Genomic DNA, 19,711 nt, shown 5'->3' with positions numbered 1-19,711 from the left:
GCTGTCAGTCCCCCGTGGCAGGATCGAGACGTATCGCACACGCTCGGCTCGACGAGGAGCAGACGATGGCCACCAAGCCCCCCAAGGGCGACCCGGTCCAGGACGCACCGCAGGTCACCCAGGCCCAGCACGCCGCCGCCGGGCTGCCCGCCATCGGACACACCCTGCGCGTGGCCCAGCGGCAGATGGGCGTCAGGCGCACCGCCCTGACCCTGCTGCGGGTCAACCAGAAGGACGGCTTCGACTGCCCCGGCTGCGCCTGGCCCGAGCCCGAGCACCGGCACACGGCGGAGTTCTGCGAGAACGGCGCGAAGGCCGTCGCCGAAGAGGCCACCCTGCGCCGCGTCACCCCCGACTTCTTCGCCGCGCACCCCGTGGCCGACCTCGCCACCCGCAGCGGGTACTGGCTGGGCCAGCAGGGCCGCCTCACCCACCCCATGTACCTGCCGGAAGGCGCCGAGCACTACGAACCCGTCTCCTGGGAGCGGGCCTTCGACATCGTCGCCGAGGAGCTGACCGCGCTCGACTCCCCCGACGAGGCCGTCTTCTACACCTCGGGCCGCACCAGCAACGAAGCGGCGTTCCTCTACCAGCTCTTCGCCCGCGAACTGGGCACCAACAACCTCCCCGACTGCTCGAACATGTGCCACGAGTCGTCCGGGTCCGCCCTCACCGAGACCCTCGGCGTCGGCAAGGGCAGCGTCCTCCTGGAAGACCTCCACCAGGCCGACCTGATCATCGTCGCCGGACAGAACCCCGGCACCAACCACCCGCGCATGCTCTCCGCCCTGGAGCAGGCCAAGCGCGGCGGCGCGAAGATCATCACGGTGAACCCGCTGCCCGAAGCCGGCCTGGAGCGGTTCAAGAACCCGCAGACCCCCCAGGGCATGCTCAAGGGCACCGCCCTCACCGACCTCTTCCTGCAGATCCGCATCGGCGGCGACCAGGCCCTCTTCCGCCTGCTCAACAAGCTGATCCTGGAGACCGAAGGCGCCGTCGACGAGGCCTTCGTCCGCGAGCACACCCACGGGTACGAGGACTTCGCCGCCGCCGCGCGCGCCGCCGACTGGGACGAGACCCTCACCGCCACCGGCCTGGAGCGCGCCGACATCGAGCGCGCCCTGCGCATGGTCCTCGCCTCCGAGCGCACCGTCGTCTGCTGGGCCATGGGCCTCACCCAGCACAAGCACGCCGTGCCCACCATCCGCGAAGTCGTCAACTTCCTCCTGCTCCGCGGCAACATCGGCCGCCCCGGCGCGGGCGTCTGCCCCGTGCGCGGCCACTCGAACGTGCAGGGCGACCGCACCATGGGCATCTTCGAACGCCCCGCGCCCGCCTTCCTCGACGCCCTGGAGAAGGAGTTCGGCTTCGCCCCGCCCCGCCACCACGGCCTGGACGTCGTCCGCGCCATCCGCGCCCTGCGCGACGGCGAGGCCAAGGTGTTCTTCGCCATGGGCGGCAACTTCGTCTCCGCCTCCCCCGACACCGACGTGACCGAGGCCGCCATGCGCCGCGCCCGCCTCACCGTCCACGTCTCCACCAAGCTCAACCGCTCCCACACCGTGACCGGCGCCCGCGCCCTGATCCTGCCGACCCTCGGCCGCACCGAACGCGACCGCCAGGCCGGCGGCGAGCAGTTCGTCACCGTCGAGGACTCCATGGGCATGGTGCACGCCTCCCGCGGCCGCCTGGAGCCCGCGAGCCCCCACCTCCTCTCCGAGCCCGCCATCGTGTGCCGCCTGGCCCGCCGCGTCCTCGGCGCCGAGTCCGCCACCCCCTGGGAGGAGTTCGAGAAGGACTACGCGCGCGTACGCGACCGCATCGCCCGCGTCGTCCCCGGCTTCGAGGACTTCAACGCCCGCGTGGCCCGCCCCGGCGGCTTCGCCCTCCCGCACGCCCCGCGCGACGAGCGCCGCTTCCCCACCGCCACCGGCAAGGCCAACTTCACCGCCGCGCCCGTGGAGTACCCCGCCCTGCCCGAGGGCCGCCTGCTGCTCCAGACCCTGCGCTCCCACGACCAGTACAACACCACCATCTACGGCCTCGACGACCGCTACCGCGGCATCAGGAACGGCCGCCGCGTCGTCCTCGTCAACGCCGCCGACGCCGACGCGCTCGGCATCGCCGACGGCGCGTACGTGGACCTCGTCAGCGAGTGGCGGGACGGCGTCGAGCGGCGCGCGCCCGGTTTCCGCGTCGTGCGCTACCCGACGGCCCGCGGCTGCGCGGCGGCCTACTACCCCGAGACCAACGTGCTGGTCCCCCTTGACGCCACCGCCGACACCAGCAACACCCCCGCCAGCAAGTCCGTCGTCGTACGGCTGGAACAATCAGCCACCGACTGAGCGTTCGCTCAGCGGAAGCTGACCTTCAGGTGTCGTCGACGAACGGAGCCCGGCCCATGGGCGAGCAGCACACAACGAAGTTCCCGCAAGAGGTCATCGACGAGTACGCCGCGCTCGGCGTCGACCTGCCCGCCCTCTTCTCCGCCGGGCACCTCGGCAGCCGCATGGGCGTACAGGTGCTCGAGGCCTCCGCCGAGCGCGTCGTCGGCACGATGCCCGTGGAGGGCAACACCCAGCCGTACGGGCTGCTGCACGGCGGGGCCTCCGCCGTCCTCGCCGAGACGCTCGGTTCGGTCGGCTCCATGCTCCACGGAGGCAGCGGGAAGGTCGCCGTGGGCGTCGATCTCAACTGCACCCACCACCGGGGGGTGCGCTCCGGGCTCGTCACCGGCGTGGCCACGCCGGTGCACCGGGGGCGTACGACGGCGACGTACGAAGTCGCCATCACGGACGAGGAGGGGCGGCGGGTGTGCAGCGCGCGGCTCACCTGCGTCCTCCGCCCTGCCGGGCCGGGTTCGAGCTGACCGCTCGGGCTCTGCCGCTCTCGTGTTCCCGGCCGATCGGTGGCCTCCGGCCCGGCGCGGCGCCGCCGATCGGCCTGAGGCCCGGCGCGGCCGCCTCCGATCGGCCTCCGGCCTCGTCCTCAATCGCCGGACGGGCTCGACCACTTCGCGCGGTGCGCCCGGCCGCTAGCGCCGGACCGTGATCCGCGCTCCTCGCGTCTGACCCTCGACGCCGGGCGAGCTCACCCCTTTCGCGCTCCGCGCTCGTCCTCAAACGCCGGACGGGCTGGATGACCGCGCCGCACGCAGGGTCCGACACCGGCCCAGCCTGCGCGCCGCGCACCCACCCCCGGACACCAGGCACGCCCAACCCCATCGCGCTCCGCGCTCGTCCTCAAACGCCGGACGGGCTGGATACCCGCGCCGGGCGCAGCGTCCCACACCGGGCCAACCCGGCCCTCGCGTCACGCGCCGCCACCAGGCACCGGCCGAGCCGGGCCCACGCACCTCGCACCCGCCACCGCCCCCCGAACGCCAAACGGAGCTGAGCCCTTCGCGCTCCGCGCTCGTCCCCGGACGCCGGACGGGCTGGATGACCGCGCCGTGCGCAGCGTCCGGTGCCGGGGCCCGGTGCCGCCGTGCAGGCCTGGGGTGCGGGGTGGGGCTTCACCGGAAAAACAGGAGTGCTCCGCTAAAACACTCCTGACCATGCACATCCGCGAACGCGGGAAAGGGGACGGAATGCGGGGCTCCCTTTCTTTCGCGTAACACTGCGTAATACGGACACCCGGTGCGAAACAAGATCGAGAAGCCGGGGCAGGGGCTGGAAGATCTTTTTCGCGGGAGCCCCTCCGCGACCCCCCGAACACCGGCGTCATGAGTGAAACGCGGAAACAGTCCTGCACCCGCCACCACGCCGGATGCGCCGAAGCGTGCATATTCCGCCACAACCGCCCCCTGCGGGCCAGCGCGGAATACTCCGTGGCATAACAAGAGCGTCACAGCCTAGGTCCGACCACTCCTCCAGGATCAATAAGGCCCTTAGAGTCACGGCCAGTCACCGCGCCGCCGGGCGCGAACTGAATTGCACGGCCCTGTACCACCACCAGTACGGCCCGGCGATCTTCACGGCCCCTCAGCAGAGGGCCGCGCCTGGGGAAAGGACCAATCGTGCGAAACCGTTCCGCGCTCATCCTCACCACGGTGTTGACCACCGGGGCACTCACGCTCACCGCCTGCGGGTCGCGCGACAAGGACAACAACGACGACAACGCCGGGGACAAGAAGACCGTCGTCATCGGGTTCGACGCCCCCCTCACCGGCGACCTCTCCGCCCTCGGCATCGGCATGCGCAACTCCGCCGAACTGGCCGTCAAGACCGCCAACAAGGAGAACACCGTCGACGGCGTGGAGTTCAAGCTCCAGCCCCTCGACGACCAGGCCCAGCCCTCCGTCGGCGGCCAGAACGCCCAGAAGTTCATCAGCAACGACGACGTCCTCGGCGTCGTCGGCCCGCTGAACTCCAGCGTCTCCCAGTCGATGCAGAAGCCCTTCAACGACGCCAGCCTCACCCAGATCTCCCCGGCCAACACCGGCACCGAGCTGACCCAGGGCGACGGCTGGAAGAAGGGCGACAAGAAGCGCCAGTTCAAGACCTTCTTCCGCACCGCCACCACCGACCAGGTCCAAGGCCAGTTCGCCGCCCAGTACCTCTACCAGAAGGCGAACATCAAGAAGGTCTACCTGATCGACGACCAGAAGACCTACGGCGCCGGCCTCGCCGCCTCCTTCAAGGACACCTTCACCGACCTCGGCGGAAAGATCGTCGGCCAGGACCACGTCAACCCCGAGGACCGCGACTTCAAGTCCGTCGTCTCCAAGGTGAAGGGCAAAGGCGCCCAGGCCGTCTACTACGGCGGCGAATACCCCGCCGCCGCCCCCCTCAGCCAACAGCTCAAGGAATCCGGCGCCAAGATCCCGCTCATGGGCGGCGACGGCATGAAGAGCGAAGAATTCCCCAAGCTCAACAAGAAGGCCGTCGGCGACCTCGGCACCTCCGTCGGCAAACCCGTCGAGGAACTCGACTCCGCGAAGAAGTTCATCGAGGAATACAACAAGAACTACAAAGAGAACATGGAGACCTACGGCGGCGGCACCTACGACGCCACCTGGGCCATCATCGAAGCCGTGAAGATCGTCGTCGACGACAACGACGGAAAGCTCCCCTCGGACAGCCGCGAAAAAGTCCTCGACGCCATGAGCAAGGTCAAGTTCGACGGCGTCACCGGCACCGTCTCCTTCGACGAGTACGGCGACACCACGAACACCATGATGACCGCCTACCAGGTCAACAAGCAGAACAAGTGGGAGTCCAAGTTCAGCGAGGCCTACAAGCCGCGCTGACACCCACCCCACGCACCCATTGACACAAGGCCGCGCGGGACGCGCTACCAGCGCTCCCGCGCGGTGCCGTATCCGAACCATCCAACGGAGGCCCTGCGGTGAACGAACTGCCGCAACAGCTGGCCAATGGACTCATCCTCGGCGCGATGTACGGTCTCATCGCGATCGGCTACACGATGGTCTACGGAATCGTCCAGCTCATCAACTTCGCCCACGGCGAGATCTTCATGGTCGGGGGCTTCGGCGCCCTCACCGTCTTCCTCTGGCTCCCCGACGGGTTCTCCCTGCTCGCCGCGGTCCCCCTCATGATCATCGGCGGCGTCATATGCTCCGTCGCCGTCGGCACCGCAGCGGAACGGTTCGCCTACCGCCCCCTGCGCGGAGCCCCACGACTCGCCCCCCTCATCACCGCCATCGGCCTGTCCATCCTGCTCCAGCAGGCCGTGTGGAAGTGGTACCCCGACGCCAAGAAGGACCGCGGCTTCCCGCAATTCGGCGGCGACCCCGTCCACATCTTCGGCGCCGACATCCAACGCGGCGACTTCTTCCTCATCATCGCCGCCCCCGCCTGCATGCTCATCCTCGGCTGGTACGTCAACAAGACCCGCTCCGGGCGCGGCATGCAAGCCACCGCCCAGGACCCCGACACCGCCAAACTCATGGGCATCAACACCGACCGCATCATCGTCATGGCCTTCGCCATCGGCGCCGCCTTCGCCGCCGTCGCCGCCGTCGGCTACGGCCTCCACAACGGCCAGGTCGGCTTCAAAATGGGCTTCATCATGGGCCTCAAAGCCTTCACCGCGGCCGTCCTCGGCGGCATCGGCAACATCTACGGCGCCATGCTCGGCGGCATCGTCCTCGGCGTCGCCGAAGCCCTCGCCACCGGCTACATGCACGACGTACCCGGCATGGAACAGTTCGGCGGCGGCGCCTGGAAGGACGTGTGGGCCTTCGCCCTCCTCATCCTCGTCCTCCTCCTCAGGCCCCAAGGGCTCCTAGGCGAACGCGTCGCGGATCGAGCGTGATACCCATGACAACCAAGACACCCAGCACCCCCGACACCCCGCGCCTCACCAAAACCACCGCGGGCCCCCACATCTCCACCCTGCCCCTGCCCGAACCCCTCGCCCGGCTCCTCGTCCTCATCGGCTCCGCCGCGGCCCTCCTCGGCACCTTCCTCGCCTGGACCTGGACCACCGCCTTCCCCGGCAACCTCACCGTCACCGGCTACCCCGGCGGACTCCAGGTCATCACCCTCACCGGCGCCGCCCTCACCCTGGTCTTCACCCTCGCCGGACACCGCCTCCGCGGCCTCACCTGGCTCATCCCCGGCGGCACCAACAGCCCCGTCCTCCTGCTCAGCCTCGGCGTCCTCGGCACCACCGGCTACACCATGGGCGCCATCTCCGACCACCTCGGCGGCATCGTCAACCTCGAACCCGGCGCCTGGATCTCCGGCATCGGCGCCCTCACCGCCGCCATCGGCGCCCTCGGACTCCCCTCCGACACCCCCACCACCCCCGACACCCCCACCTCCAACCCCTGGCAACGCCTGCGCCATAGCTTCAAGGCCCCCGCACCACCCCGCGCCAAGACCCTCCCCGACTGGGCCGAAATCCTCATCATCGCCGCCTCCTTCGGCATCGGCCTCTACGTCCTCGCCTACGGCATCGAGGCCTACTCCGAACTCTTCATCGGCTTCCTCATCACCGCCTGCTTCGGCGCCACCGCACTCCACCGCGCCGGACTCATCCCCCGCCTCAACACCCTCACCGCCAAACACCGCAACGTCACCCTCGCCGCGGCCCTCGTCGCCGCCGCCCTCTTCCCCTTCACCCAGAGCGACGCCAGCTACGCCCTCATCGGCGTCAACATCCTCATCTTCGCCACCGTCGCCCTCGGCCTGAACGTCGTCGTCGGCCTCGCCGGACTCCTCGACCTCGGATACGTCGCCTTCCTCGGCGTCGGCGCCTACACCGCAGCCCTCGTCTCCGGCTCCCCCGCCTCCACCTTCGACGTCCACTTCCCCTTCTGGGCCGCCGTCCTCACCGGCGCCGCCGCCTCCCTCGCCTTCGGCGTCATCATCGGCGCCCCCACCCTGCGGCTGCGCGGCGACTACCTCGCCATCGTCACCCTCGGCTTCGGCGAGATCTTCCGCATCACCATGAACAACCTCAACGGACGATCAGGACCCGACCTCACCAACGGCGCCCAAGGCATCCCCAACATCCCCGACCTCCAACTCTTCGGGTACAACCTCGGCATCGAACACGACGTCCTCGGCTTCACCCTCAGCAGGCCCGCCAACTACTACCTGCTGATGCTCCTCTTCACCGCCGTCGTCGTCCTCGTCTTCCGCCGCAGCGGCGAATCCCGCATCGGCCGCGCCTGGGTCGCCATCCGCGAGGACGAGACCGCCGCCACCGCCATGGGCATCAACGGCTTCCGCGTCAAACTCATCGCCTTCGCCCTCGGCGCCACCCTCGCCGGCTTCGCCGGCACCGTCCAGGCCCACGTCTCCTACAGCATCACCCCCGAGCAGTACCTCTTCGCCAACACCGTCCCACCCAACTCCGCCTTCCTCCTCGCCGCCGTCATCCTCGGCGGCATGGGCACCATCAGCGGCCCCCTCATCGGCGCCGCCCTCCTCTACCTCATCCCCGCCAAACTCCAATTCCTGGAGGACTACCAGCTCCTCCTCTTCGGCCTCGCCCTCATCCTGCTCATGCGCTTCCGCCCCGAAGGCCTCGTCGCCAACAAGCGCGCCCAGCTCGAATACCACGAGACCGACCAACTCGACGTACCCGACCAGCAGAAACTGCCCGAAGGCACCGTCGGCGTCCACAAGGCGGGGGCGTGACCACCATGACCACAGCGACCACCACCACCGTCCTCGAAGCCAGCGGCGTCACCATGCGCTTCGGCGGCCTTACCGCCGTCCGCGCCGTCGACCTCACCGTCAACACCGGCGAAATCGTCGGCCTCATCGGCCCCAACGGCGCCGGCAAGACCACCTTCTTCAACTGCCTCACCGGCCTCTACGTCCCCACCGAAGGCAAAGTCGCTTACAAAGGCACCGTCCTGCCCGCCAAACCCCACCTCGTCACCACCGCCGGCATCGCCCGCACCTTCCAGAACATCCGGCTCTTCGCCAACATGACCGTCCTGGAGAACGTCCTCGTCGGCCGGCACACCCGCACCAAAGAGGGCCTCTGGTCCGCCCTCCTGCGCGGCCCCGGCTTCAAGAAGGCCGAAGCCGCCTCCCACGCCCGCGCCATGGAACTCCTGGACTTCGTCGGCCTCGCCCACAAGGCCGACCACCTCTCCCGCAACCTCCCCTACGGCGAACAGCGCAAGCTGGAGATCGCCCGGGCCCTCGCCAGCGAACCCGGCCTGCTCCTCCTCGACGAGCCCACCGCCGGCATGAACCCCCAGGAGACCCGCGCCGCCGAAGAACTCGTCTTCGCCATCCGCGACCAAGGCATCGCCGTCCTCGTCATCGAGCACGACATGCGGTTCATCTTCAACCTCTGCGACCGCGTCGCCGTCCTCGTCCAGGGCGAGAAGCTCGTCGAAGGCACCTCCGACGTCGTCCAGGCCGACGAACGCGTCATCGCCGCCTACCTCGGCACCCCCTTCGAAGGCGCCCCCGGCGCCGCCGAGGTCGCCGAGGTCGAAGCCGCCGAAGCCCACCAGGAGGGCACCACCCCGGACACCGCCGCCCCGGACACCGCCCCGCGGGCAGCCACCCCGGCCGACACCCCGGACACCGCCCCCGCCGCCGACCCCCCGCCGGACACCGCACCACCGCACCACGAAGACGGCGCCACACCCCGCGCCACCGGCCCGGAAGGAAAAGCCCCGTGACCGCACTGCTGGAGGTCGAAGACCTCAGGGTCGCCTACGGCAAGATCGAAGCCGTCAAAGGCATCTCCTTCTCCGTCGAAGCCGGACAGGTCGTCACCCTCATCGGCACCAACGGCGCCGGCAAGACCACCACCCTGCGCACCCTGTCCGGACTCCTCAAACCCCTCTCCGGGAAGATCACCTTCGACGGACGCCCCCTCACCGGCATCCCCGCCCACAAGATCGTCGCCCTCGGACTCGCCCACTCCCCCGAAGGCCGCCACATCTTCCCCCGCCTCACCATCACCGAGAACCTCCAGCTCGGCGCCTACCTCCGCGACGACAAAGCAGCCATCCAAAAAGACATCCAGCGCGCCTACGACCTCTTCCCCATCCTCGGCGAACGCCGCAAACAAGCCGCCGGCACCCTCTCCGGCGGCGAACAGCAGATGCTCGCCATGGGCCGCGCCCTCATGTCCCAGCCCAAGCTGCTCATGCTCGACGAACCCTCCATGGGCCTCTCCCCGATCATGATGCAGAAGATCATGCATACGATCGCCGAGCTCAAGGCCCAGGGCACCACCATCCTGCTCGTCGAGCAGAACGCCCAGGCCGCGCTGTCGCTCGCCGACCAGGGCCATGTCATGGAAGTGGGGCGGGTCGTCCTCTCCGGGACCGGAGCGGATCTCCTCCACGACGAGTCCGTACGGAAGGCCTACCTCGGCGAGGACTAGCCTGGCCCCTGGGCCTTGAGCGGGGCTCGGCCCCGGGCCCCGCCAGCGGCGAAGAGGGCGGTCACCCCGGCTTCGGGGTGACCGCCCTCTTCTCTGTGCGTTCTCTCTTCGGCTGACCGCCGGTGGGGGTTGCTCGCGCAGTTCCCCGCGCCCCCTGCGGGGCGCACCCGACCCCTTCGGCTGACCGCCCGTGGGGGTTGCTCGCGCAGTTCCCCGCGCCCCTGACGGGGCGCCCCCAGGGCATCGGGGATGATCAGCCCTTCGCGGCCTTCTTCTCCTCGGCGTCCTCGATGACCGCCTCCGCCACCTGCTGCATCGACAGGCGGCGGTCCATCGACGTCTTCTGGATCCACCGGAACGCCGCCGGCTCCGTCAGGCCGTACTCCGTCTGCAGGATCGACTTCGCCCGGTCCACCAGCTTCCGCGTCTCCAGGCGCTGCGTGAGGTCCGCGACCTCCTGCTCCAGCGCCTTCAACTGCGTGAACCGCGACACCGCCATCTCGATCGCCGGTACGACGTCACTCTTGCTGAACGGCTTCACCAGGTACGCCATCGCACCCGCGTCCCGGGCGCGCTCCACCAGGTCCCGCTGCGAGAACGCCGTCAGCATCAGGACCGGGGCGATCGACTCCTCGGCGATCTTCTCCGCCGCGGAGATGCCGTCCAGGACCGGCATCTTCACGTCCAGGATCACCAGGTCCGGCTTGTGCTCCCGGGCCAGTTCCACGGCGGTCTGGCCGTCACCGGCCTCGCCGACGACCGTGTAGCCCTCTTCCTCCAGCATCTCCTTGAGGTCGAGGCGGATCAGGGCCTCGTCCTCGGCGATGACGACACGGGTCGTCAGCGGCGGGACGTGCGACTTGTCGTCGGACGCGTCAACGGGCTGGGGCGACTCGGGCGCGGTCACGGGGGCTCCTTGTGAGGGGCTGATCTGCTTCCCCTGAGCCTACCTAGCTGCGGTATGGTGGTGGCACAGCGGGTGACCGCTGACCTTCATTTTGAAGGGGCCCCGGTAGCCCAGCGGTAGAGGCCATGGATTCAAAACCCATACAGCGTCGGTTCGAATCCGACCCGGGGCACTTTTCCTCTCTTTCCAAGGTCACGAGAAAAGCCGATCAGCTTCACGTGATCGTGTGAATTCAGTGCGGTCTGCACTCGCACCCACGCAGCGGCATACAAGCTGCCCCTATGGAACAGCACAAACCTTCGGTACGCGCTGAGGCGCTCGAACTCCTCCGCCAAGGCCGATCGAACCGGGTCGTAGCAGAGCTCCTCAACGTTCCTCGAGGGACAGTCGGATGGTGGCTTTCCGAGGACCGGAAGAAGCGGAACGTCCCATATGAGCGCCCAACGGACTGCCCGCACTGCACCAAGCGGACATTCGATCACGAGGCATACTCGTACCTCTTAGGCCTCTATCTGGGTGACGGCCATATCGTCTCGAAGCCGAAACAACACCACCTGTCCATCTTCTGTGACGCGACGCACACCGGACTCATCTCCGCAGCCGGAGACGCGATGCGACGAGTAATGCCCATGCCCAGCGTGCGAGTGCGCCACAAGACGGGCTGCGCCGAGGTGAAGTCGTACACCAAGCACTGGACGTGCATGTTCCCTCAGCACGGCCCCGGCAAGAAGCACGAGCGCACCATCGCTCTCGAAGGCTGGCAGCAGGACATCGTCGACGCGTACCCGTGGGAGTTCGTGCGGGGACTCATCCACTCCGACGGTTGTCGGGTCACCAACTGGACCACCCGAGTCGTCGGTGGCGAGCGGAAGCGTTACGAGTATCCGCGGTACTTCTTCACGAACACGTCCACCGACATCATCGGACTCTTCACCAGCACGCTCGACCAACTCGGGATCGAGTGGAAGACCCTGAACCAGAGCCGCGCCGCCGTGACGGTGTCCATCGCCCGCAAAGCCTCCGTAGCGCTCATGGACGCGCACGTGGGGGCGAAGTACTGACCCCCGCGAGGGGGCTACCGCGTCGCCTCGCCGATGTGGTGGACGCGGACCAGGTTGGTGGTGCCGGAGACTCCGGGCGGGGAGCCGGCGGTGATGATGACCGTGTCGCCCGGGTGGCAGCGGCCGATCTTGAGGAGGTGTTCGTCGACCTGGTCGACCATCGCGTCGGTGGAGTCGACGTGCGGGCCGAGGAAGGTTTCGACGCCCCAGGTGAGGTTGAGCTGGGCGCGGGTGGCGGGGTCGGGGGTGAAGGCGAGGAGGGGGATCGGGGAGCGGTAGCGGGAGAGGCGGCGGACGGTGTCGCCGGACTGGGTGAAGGCGACGAGGTACTTGGCGCCGAGGAAGTCGCCGATGTCGGCGGCGGCGCGGGCGACGGCGCCGCCCTGGGTGCGGGGTTTGTTGCGTTCGGTGAGGGCGGGGAGGCCCTTGGCGAGGATGTCCTCCTCGGCGGCTTCGACGATGCGGCCCATGGTGCGGACGGTTTCGACGGGGTAGTTCCCGACGCTGGTCTCGCCGGAGAGCATGACGGCGTCGGTGCCGTCGATGACGGCGTTGGCGACGTCGGACGCCTCGGCGCGGGTGGGGCGGGAGTTCTCGATCATCGAGTCGAGCATCTGGGTGGCGACGATGACGGGTTTGGCGTTGCGCCGGGCGAGCTTGATGGCGCGCTTCTGGACGATGGGGACCTGTTCCAGGGGCATTTCGACGCCGAGGTCGCCGCGGGCGACCATGATGCCGTCGAAGGCGGCGACGATGTCGTCGATGTTGTCGACGGCCTGGGGTTTCTCGACCTTGGCGATGACGGGGAGGCGGCGGCCTTCCTCGTCCATGATGCGGTGGACGTCGTCGATGTCGCGGCCGCTGCGGACGAAGGAGAGGGCGATGACGTCGAAGCCGGTGCGCAGGGCCCAGCGGAGGTCGGTCTCGTCCTTGTCGGAGAGGGCGGGGACGGAGACGGCGACGCCGGGGAGGTTGAGGCCTTTGTGGTCGGAGACCATGCCGCCTTCGAGGACGGTGGTGGTGACGCGGGGGCCGTTGACGGCGGTGACTTCGAGGGTGACCTTGCCGTCGTCGACGAGGATGCGTTCGCCGGGGGTGACGTCGGTGGCGAGGCCTTGGTAGGTGGTGCCGCAGAGGTTGCGGTCGCCTTCGACGCCGTCTTCGACGGTGATGGTGAACTCGTCGCCGCGTTCGAGGAGGACGGGGCCTTCGGTGAAGCGGCCGAGGCGGATCTTCGGGCCTTGAAGGTCGGCGAGGATGCCGACGCTGCGGCCGGTCTCGTCGGCGGCCTTGCGCACGCGCCGGTAGCGGTCCTCGTGGTCGGCGTGGGTGCCGTGGCTGAGGTTGAAGCGTGCCACGTCCATTCCGGCTTCGACCAGGGCCTTGATCTGGTCGTAGCTGTCGGTGGCGGGTCCCAGGGTGCAGACGATTTTCGCTCGGCGCATGGTTCGACAGTAGGGCTTACCGGCCGGTAGAGGTCCGGTTGGGCGTGACGTCTCAACAACCTTTACGTGTCGGGGGGTTGACAACTGTTGAAGTGTGCGGGGGGTTGCTCCGATGAGCGTGTTCAAGGGGTGTCGGGGGGTGGGGCGGTGACGGTGGGGCTGGGGGTGGTGGCTCAGAGTTGTGGCGGGTGGAGGGTGAAGCGGGCGGTGACCTGGGCGTAGACGGTTTGGCGTTGGGGTTCGAGGTCGAGGGGGGCGGCGGTTTCGGGGGTGGCGCCGGCGAAGGCGGCGCGGGTCATGCCGGGGGCCGGGGGGTAGGGCGGGTAGGGGGCGTTGTCGGTGCCGGTGTCGGCGAGGTCGAGGAGTGCGTCGAGGGTGGTGCCGAGGGCTTCGGCGTATTCGCGGGCGCGTTGGACGGCTTCCTTGACGGCTTGTTGCCGGGCGGTGCGGTGGGCGGGTGAGGTGGGGCGCAGGGTCCAGTAGGGGCCGTCGACGTGGGTGAGGTCGAGGTCGGCGAGGCGGGTGGTGAGTTCGCCGAGGGCGGTGAAGTCGGTGAGTTCGGCGGTGAGGTGGACGCGGCCGTGGTAGGTGCGGACGCGTTCGCCTTTGCCGCGTTTGGTGAGTTCGGGGGTGATGGAGAAGGCGCCGGTCTCGATGCGTTCGACGGCGTCTGCGTAGCTTTTGACGAGGGTGAGGGCGTCGTTGTTGCGGCGGGTGAGGTGGTGGAGGGCGTCGCGGCGGTCGGTGCCGCGGGCGGTGACGGTGATGCCGATGCGGGCGATTTCGGGGTCGACTTCGAGGTGGGCTTCGCCGCGGACGGCTACGTGGGGGGTGTTCGGGGTGGCGTAGGGGGTGGTGGGTGTGGGCTCGTCGCTGGTCATGGGGTCCACTGTGGCATTGCGGGGCCATGGTGGGTGGTCATCGGATCGAAACCTGGCGGTGCTGTTGTCGGCCGGGTTTCCTGGGCCAGAATCTACGCGCGTCATCAGTGCGCGTAGATCACGATGGTTCATGAGGGAGTCGAAATGCCGCTGGACAGAAGGTCGTTTCTGGGGAGTTCCGCCGCCGCGGGTGCGGGTGTGGCGCTGGCGGGTCCGGCGGTGACGGCCGAGGCCGCCCCGGCCGGGGCGGGGGCCCGGCGGAAGCGGTACTCGTTCACGGTGATGGGCACGACCGATCTGCACGGGAATGTCTTCAACTGGGACTACTTCACGGACAAGGAGTTCGACGACAAGGACCACAACGATGTGGGCCTGGCGAAGATATCGACGCTGGTGAACCGGGTCCGCAAGGAGAAGGGGCGGCGGAACACGCTCCTGATCGACGCGGGTGACACGATTCAGGGCACGCAGCTCTCGTACTACTACGCGAAGGTGGACCCGATCACCGCGAAGGGTGGTCCGGTGCATCCGATGGCGCAGGCGATGAACGCGATCGGTTATGACGCGGCGGCGCTCGGTAATCATGAGTTCAATTACGGCATTCCGGTGCTGCGGAAGTTCCAGGAGCAGTGCGACTTCCCGCTGTTGGGGGCGAATGCCCTGGACGCGCGGACGCAGCGGCCGGCGTTTCCGCCGTACAGCATGCACCGGCTGCGGACGCCGTACGGGCGGGATGTGCGGGTGGCGGTGCTCGGCCTGACGAATCCGGGGATCGCGATCTGGGACAAGGCGCATGTGCAGGGGAAGATGACGTTCCCGGGTCTGGAGGAGCAGGCGGCGAAGTGGGTGCCGCGGCTGCGGTCGATGGGTGCGGACGTGGTGGTGGTGTCGGCGCACTCGGGGTCGAGCGGTACGTCGTCGTACGGGGATCAGTTGCCGTACGTGGAGAACGCGGCGGCGCTGGTGGCGGAGCGGGTGCCGGGGATCGACGCGATCCTGGTGGGGCACGCGCACACGGAGATTCCCGAGTACGTGGTGGAGAACAGGGCCACGGGCAAGAAGGTGGTCCTGTCGGAGCCGTTGAAGTGGGGGCAGCGGCTGACGTTGTTCGACTTCGGTGTGGTGTGGTCGAAGGGCCGGTGGCGGGTGGAGTCGGTGGGGGCGAAGGTCCTGAACTCCAACACGGTGGCGGAGGACCGGCGGATCACGCGGCTGCTGGGGGACGAGCACCGGAAGGTCGTGGCGTACGTCAACCAGGTCATCGGGACGTCGAAGGCGGCGATGAGTACGGCGGAGGGCCCGTACAAGGACGTGCCGATCATCGATCTGATCAACCATGTGCAGGCGGAGACGGTGCGGGCGGCGCTGGCGGGTGGCGCGTACGCGAGTCTTCCGGTGGTGTCGCAGGCGTCGTGTTTCTCGCGGTCGGCGCGGATTCCGGAGGGTGAGGTGACGCTGCGGGACGCGGCGGGCCTGTATCCGTTCGAGAACACGCTGGAGGCCCGGCTGATGACGGGCGCGCAACTGAAGGAGTACCTGGAGTTCTCGGCGCGGTACTACGTGCGGACGGCGCCGGGTGCGCCGGTGGATCCGGCGAGGCTGACGAACGCGGAGGGTGTGCCGGACTACAACTACGACGCGCTGTACGGGGTGACGTACGACGTGGACATCGCGCAGCCGGTGGGGTCGCGGATCGTGGATCTGCGGTTCGAGGGGGAGCCGGTGGATCCGGGGGCGCGGTTCGTGCTGGCGGTGAACAATTACCGGGCGAGCGGGGGCGGGAACTTCCCGCATGTGGCGAAGGCCCAGCAGGTGTGGGCGGATTCGGACGAGATCCGGAACACGATCATCGCGTGGGTGAGGGCGAAGGGGACGGTGGATCCGGCGGAGTTCGCGCGGGTGGGGTGGCGGTTGACGCGTGCGGGTACTCCGGTGTTCTAGGAGGTTTCGGTGTCATGAAGAGGGATCTGGCGGCCGCGTTGGCGGTGGTGCGGCGTGATGTGTGGGCCACGTGCGCGGTGCGGCCGATCGTGCGGGAGGAGGTGGATTTCGACGGGGATCCGCTGGTGATGCTGTACGAGCCGGACGGTTCGGGCCTGGGGGTGTCGGTGCCGGCGGGGGTGGGTCCGGCGGAGCAGGTGGCGGAGCTGGCGGAGCAGGTGCAGGAGTGGGCGGTGGAGGCGTTGGCGGCGCGGTTGTTGCCGGCGACGTGGCCGGAGTGTCCCGACCATCCGCGGGGGCATCCGCTGGAGGCGCGGGTGGTCGGGGAGGTGGCGGTGTGGTCGTGTCCGCGGTCGGGGCGGGTGGTGGCGCCGGTGGGTGCGCTGGCGGAGGTGGTGGACGGCTGACGCCGGTGGTGCGCGGGGGTGGGTGCGGGGTGGGTGTCAGGTCTTGAGGCGGACGAGGGTGCCGCGCTGCTCCGCGGGGGTGTGGGGGGTGGCGCGGCCGGCGGGTGGGGTGAGGCCGAAGTGGGTGAAGGCGGTGCGCTGGGGCTGGGGGTAGGGGGTGGTTCCGGTGAGGTGGTTGAGGATGCGGGCGGCGCGCCAGGCGGCGAGGCCGAGGTCGGGGGCGCCGACGCCGTGGGTGTGGCGTTCGGCGTTCTGGACGTAGAGGTGTCCGGTGACGGTGGGATCGAGGACGAGGCGGTGGTGTTCGTCGACGCGGGGGCGGTCGGAGGCGTCGCGGCGCAGGTAGGGGTCGAGGGCGGCGAGGAGGCGGTCGAGGGGGCGTTCGCGGTAGCCGGTGGCGAGGATGACGGCGTCGGTGGTGAGGCGGGTGCGGGTGCCTTGTTCGACGTGTTCGAGGTGGAGTTCGACGCGGGTGGTGGCGACGCGTCCGGCGGTGCGGACGTGGACGCCGGGGGTGAGGACGGCGTCGGGCCAGCCGCCGTGGAGGGTGCGGCGGTAGAGCTCGTCGTGGATGGCGGCGATGGTGTCGGCGTCGATGCCTTTGTGGAGCTGCCACTGGCTGGGGACGAGGCGGTCGCGGACGGTTTCGGGCAGGGCGTGGAAGTAGTGGGTGTAGTCGGGGGTGAAGTGTTCGAGGCCGAGTTTGGAGTACTCCATGGGGGCGAAGGCGGGGGTGCGGGCGAGCCAGTGGAGTTTCTCGGCGCCGGCGGGGCGGTGGCGGAGGAGGTCGAGGAAGACCTCGGCGCCGGACTGTCCTGAGCCGATGACGGTGATGTGGTCGGCGGTGAGGAAGCGGTCGCGGTGGAGGAGGTAGTCGGCGGCGTGGATGACGGGGACGGTGGGGGCGTCGGCGAGGGGCTTGAGGGGTTCGGGGACATAGGGGGCGGTGCCGATGCCGAGGGCGATGTTCTTGGCGTGGGTGCGGCCGAGGGCTTCGGCTTCGCCGTCGGGGTCGAGTCGGGTGTAGTCGATGTCGAAGATGGCGCGGTCGGGGTTCCAGCGGATGGCGTCGATCTGGTGGTTGTAGTGGAGGTCGGGGAGGTTGTCGCTGACCCAGCGGCAGTAGGCGTCGTATTCGGCGCGGTGGATGTGGAAGTGCTCGGCGAAGTAGAAGGGGTAGAGGCGTTCGCGGGTCTTGAGGTAGTTGAGGAAGGACCAGGGGTTGGTGGGGTCGGCGAGGGTGACGAGGTCGGCGAGGAAGGGGACTTGGAGGGTGGCGCCGTCGATGAGGAGGCCGGGGTGCCAGTGGAAGGCGGGGCGCTGTTCGTAGAAGGCGGTGTCGAGGGTGTCGAGGGGCTGGGCGAGGGCGGCGAGGGAGAGGTTGAAGGGGCCGATGCCGATGCCGACGAGGTCGCGCGGGTGGGGGTCGGGCGTGTTCGGTGGGGTGGGCGTGTCGGGCGTGCCGGGCGTGCCGGTCATGGGGATGCGGTTCCTTCCACGAGCTTGAGGAGGGTGGCGAGGTCGTCGGGGGTGGTGTGGGGGTTGAGGAGGGTGGCTTTGAGCCAGCGGCGGCCGTCGAGTTGGGCGCGGCCGAGGACGGCGGTGCCGTCGGTGAGGAGTCTGCGGCGGGCGTGGGCGATGTGGTGGTCGTAGGCGGTGCGGGGGCGGAAGAGGACGGTGCTGATGGTGGGTGGGGCGTAGAGCTCGAAGCGGGGGTGGGTGGTGATCTGCCGGGCGAGGTCGTGGGCGCGGTCGCAGACGCGGTCGACGAGGGTGCCGAGTCCGGTGCGGCCGAGGGCGGTGAGGGTGACGGCGATCTTGAGGGCGTCGGGGCGGCGGGTGGTGCGCAGGGAGCGGCCGAGGAGGTCGGGCAGGCCGGCTTCGGTGTCGTCGTCGGCGTTGAGGTAGTCGGCGCGGTGGTCGAGATGGTGGAGGTCGGCGGGGTCGCGGACGGTGAACACGCCGGCGGCGGCGGGTTGCCAGCCGAGTTTGTGCAGGTCGAGGGTGGTGCTGTCGGCGCGGTCGAGGCCGGCTAACTGGTGGCGGCGGGTGGTGCTGAAGAGGAGTCCGGCGCCGTAGGCGGCGTCGACGTGGAGGCGGGCGCCGTGGGTGTGGCAGATGTCGGCGAGGGCGGGGAGGGGGTCGATGAGGCCCGCGTCGGTGGTGCCCGCGGTGGCGGTGACGAGGATGTGCCCGGGGGCGTCGCTGGTGAGGCGGGTGAGGGTGTCGGCGACGGTGGTGGGGTCGAGGACGCCGGCGGGGGTGGGGAGGGTGTGGGGGCGGGGCAGGCCGAGGAGCCAGGCGGCGCGGTGCAGGGAGTGGTGGGCGTTGGCGCCGGTGATGATGTGCGGCGTCTGGTGGCGGGCGGCGGCGTGTTCGCGGGCGAGGAGGAGGGCGAGGTGGTTGGACTCGGTGCCGCCGGTGGTGATCAGGGCGTCGCCGCGGCCGTGGACCTCGGTGGCGAGGGTGGTGGTGAGGAGGGCTTCGAGGGCGGAGGCGGCGGGGGCCTGGTCCCAGGAGTCGAGGGAGGGGTTGAGCGCGGAGGCGGCGAGGTCGGCGGCGGTGGCGAGGGCGAGCGGGGGGCAGTGGAGGTGGGCGGCGCACAGGGGTTCGGCGGGGTCGGCGGCGCCTGCGGCGAGGGCGCGGACGAGGGTGCGCAGGGCGGTTTCGGCGCCGGTGCCGTGGGTGGGCAGGAGGTCGCCGACGGCGTGGCGGAGGCGGTCGGCGACGGCGGCGGGGCCGCCGCGTGGGAGGGGGCCGCCGCGGTCCTGGGCGCCCTGGCGCAGGGCGTCGAGGACGGTGCCGAGCAGGGGCCGCAGGGCGCCGGGGCCGTGGGCGCCTCCGGCGAGGGGCGGCGGGGTGGGCATGGCGGTGACCTCCGGGTGGACGGACGGGGTCACCAGAGTGGTGGGTGTGTGTGGGGTGTGGGCCGGGAGGGCGGGGATCGGTACTCGAAAGGGGTACGGCCGTGCGGGGAAAACGTGTCTGCGTCCCGCGGGGTGGTAGGGCCCTGCCGGGGGCTTCTCGGGCCCCGGCCCTTCCGGGAACCAGGGGCTGCCGCCCCTGGGCCCCGCTTCTCGGCGCTCCGCGCCTCGTCCTCTGGCCGGACGGGGTGGCGCTCTCCCGCCCGGCCGCTCGTCTTGTCGCGCTGCGCGCTTGTCCTCAAACGCCGGACGGGCTGGATTTCCCCTGTCCCGCCGCTGGTGTTGTCGCGCTGGCGCGCTCGTCCTCAAAC

At 69.7% G+C, this 19,711-nt stretch carries 15 protein-coding genes and 1 tRNA gene; 11 read left to right on the top strand and 5 right to left on the bottom strand.

From position 1 onward, the window contains the following. Nucleotides 1-65: 65 nt before the first annotated feature. The 7 genes from IE330_RS03730 to IE330_RS03700 all read left to right on the top strand — a co-directional run bounded on the left by IE330_RS03730 (nt 66) and on the right by IE330_RS03700 (nt 9,834). Nucleotides 66-2,345: an FdhF/YdeP family oxidoreductase gene (locus IE330_RS03730; RefSeq protein ID WP_190134374.1), complete on the top strand. Its 2,280-nt coding sequence runs from the start codon at nt 66-68 to the stop codon at nt 2,343-2,345. 56 nt (nt 2,346-2,401) lie between these two features. Beyond that, nucleotides 2,402-2,869 carry a PaaI family thioesterase gene (locus IE330_RS03725; RefSeq protein WP_190134373.1) on the top strand — a complete coding sequence of 156 codons (468 nt, stop codon included), beginning with the start codon at nt 2,402-2,404 and terminating at the stop codon, nt 2,867-2,869. Between the two features lie 1,149 nt (nt 2,870-4,018). Next, on the top strand, nt 4,019-5,251 hold the full coding sequence (locus IE330_RS03720) for a branched-chain amino acid ABC transporter substrate-binding protein (protein WP_190134372.1): 1,233 nt from the start codon (nt 4,019-4,021) through the stop codon (nt 5,249-5,251). 98 nt (nt 5,252-5,349) lie between these two features. After that, nucleotides 5,350-6,279 carry a branched-chain amino acid ABC transporter permease gene (locus IE330_RS03715; protein WP_190134371.1) on the top strand — a complete coding sequence of 310 codons (930 nt, stop codon included), beginning with the start codon at nt 5,350-5,352 and terminating at the stop codon, nt 6,277-6,279. 5 nt (nt 6,280-6,284) lie between these two features. After that, nucleotides 6,285-8,114 (top strand): branched-chain amino acid ABC transporter permease, encoded by a 1,830-nt coding sequence (locus IE330_RS03710; RefSeq protein WP_229925359.1) that lies wholly within the window; start codon nt 6,285-6,287, stop codon nt 8,112-8,114. Further along, the gene (locus IE330_RS03705) at nt 8,111-9,121 is read left to right on the top strand and encodes an ABC transporter ATP-binding protein (RefSeq protein WP_373314549.1); all 1,011 of its coding nucleotides are present in this window, start codon (nt 8,111-8,113) and stop codon (nt 9,119-9,121) included. The genes IE330_RS03710 and IE330_RS03705 overlap by 4 nt, the downstream gene beginning before the upstream one ends. Then, nucleotides 9,118-9,834, top strand: a complete 717-nt coding sequence (locus IE330_RS03700; protein ID WP_190134370.1) for an ABC transporter ATP-binding protein — start codon at nt 9,118-9,120, stop codon at nt 9,832-9,834. Before IE330_RS03705 ends, IE330_RS03700 begins: the two co-directional genes overlap by 4 nt. Nucleotides 9,835-10,087: 253 nt before the next feature. Here the strand turns inward: IE330_RS03700 and IE330_RS03695 are convergent, their stop codons facing one another. After that, a complete protein-coding gene (locus IE330_RS03695) occupies nt 10,088-10,741 on the bottom strand; it encodes an ANTAR domain-containing response regulator (RefSeq protein WP_190134369.1) in 654 nt (217 codons plus the stop codon). A gap of 99 nt (nt 10,742-10,840) precedes the next feature. On the opposite strand from IE330_RS03695, the gene IE330_RS03690 reads away from it, so the two are divergent. Both IE330_RS03690 and IE330_RS03685 read left to right on the top strand, forming a co-directional pair. Further along, nucleotides 10,841-10,913: transfer RNA gene (locus tag IE330_RS03690), tRNA-Leu, on the top strand. Nucleotides 10,914-11,022: 109 nt separating this feature from the next. Then, nucleotides 11,023-11,802: a helix-turn-helix domain-containing protein gene (locus IE330_RS03685; protein ID WP_190134368.1), complete on the top strand. Its 780-nt coding sequence runs from the start codon at nt 11,023-11,025 to the stop codon at nt 11,800-11,802. Nucleotides 11,803-11,816: 14 nt separating this feature from the next. On the opposite strand, the gene pyk is transcribed toward IE330_RS03685, so the two are convergent. Both pyk and IE330_RS03675 read right to left on the bottom strand, forming a co-directional pair. Then, nucleotides 11,817-13,247, bottom strand: coding sequence for a pyruvate kinase (gene pyk, locus IE330_RS03680; RefSeq protein ID WP_190134367.1), 1,431 nt, complete (start codon nt 13,245-13,247; stop codon nt 11,817-11,819). Nucleotides 13,248-13,420: 173 nt separating this feature from the next. Then, nucleotides 13,421-14,128: an SIMPL domain-containing protein gene (locus IE330_RS03675; protein ID WP_190134366.1), complete on the bottom strand. Its 708-nt coding sequence runs from the start codon at nt 14,126-14,128 to the stop codon at nt 13,421-13,423. A gap of 144 nt (nt 14,129-14,272) precedes the next feature. Between IE330_RS03675 and IE330_RS03670 the strand changes: the two genes are divergently transcribed. Beyond that, nucleotides 14,273-16,069 carry a bifunctional metallophosphatase/5'-nucleotidase gene (locus IE330_RS03670; protein ID WP_190134365.1) on the top strand — a complete coding sequence of 599 codons (1,797 nt, stop codon included), beginning with the start codon at nt 14,273-14,275 and terminating at the stop codon, nt 16,067-16,069. 14 nt (nt 16,070-16,083) lie between these two features. Further along, the gene (locus IE330_RS03665; RefSeq protein ID WP_190134364.1) at nt 16,084-16,476 is read left to right on the top strand and encodes a hypothetical protein; all 393 of its coding nucleotides are present in this window, start codon (nt 16,084-16,086) and stop codon (nt 16,474-16,476) included. Nucleotides 16,477-16,512: 36 nt separating this feature from the next. Here the strand turns inward: IE330_RS03665 and IE330_RS03660 are convergent, their stop codons facing one another. Both IE330_RS03660 and IE330_RS03655 read right to left on the bottom strand, forming a co-directional pair. Continuing rightward, a complete protein-coding gene (locus tag IE330_RS03660) occupies nt 16,513-17,955 on the bottom strand; it encodes a lysine N(6)-hydroxylase/L-ornithine N(5)-oxygenase family protein (RefSeq protein WP_190134363.1) in 1,443 nt (480 codons plus the stop codon). Then, complete coding sequence (locus IE330_RS03655; RefSeq protein WP_190134388.1) at nt 17,952-19,343, bottom strand: pyridoxal phosphate-dependent decarboxylase family protein; 1,392 nt, start codon at nt 19,341-19,343, stop codon at nt 17,952-17,954. The genes IE330_RS03660 and IE330_RS03655 overlap by 4 nt, the downstream gene beginning before the upstream one ends. Nucleotides 19,344-19,711: the final 368 nt, after the last annotated feature.

This window comes from Streptomyces longispororuber, assembly GCF_014656095.1.
Taxonomy (GTDB): domain Bacteria; phylum Actinomycetota; class Actinomycetes; order Streptomycetales; family Streptomycetaceae; genus Streptomyces; species Streptomyces longispororuber.
Note: the sequence above shows the minus strand (reverse complement) of the source record. Positions and strands in the feature narration are given on the sequence as shown.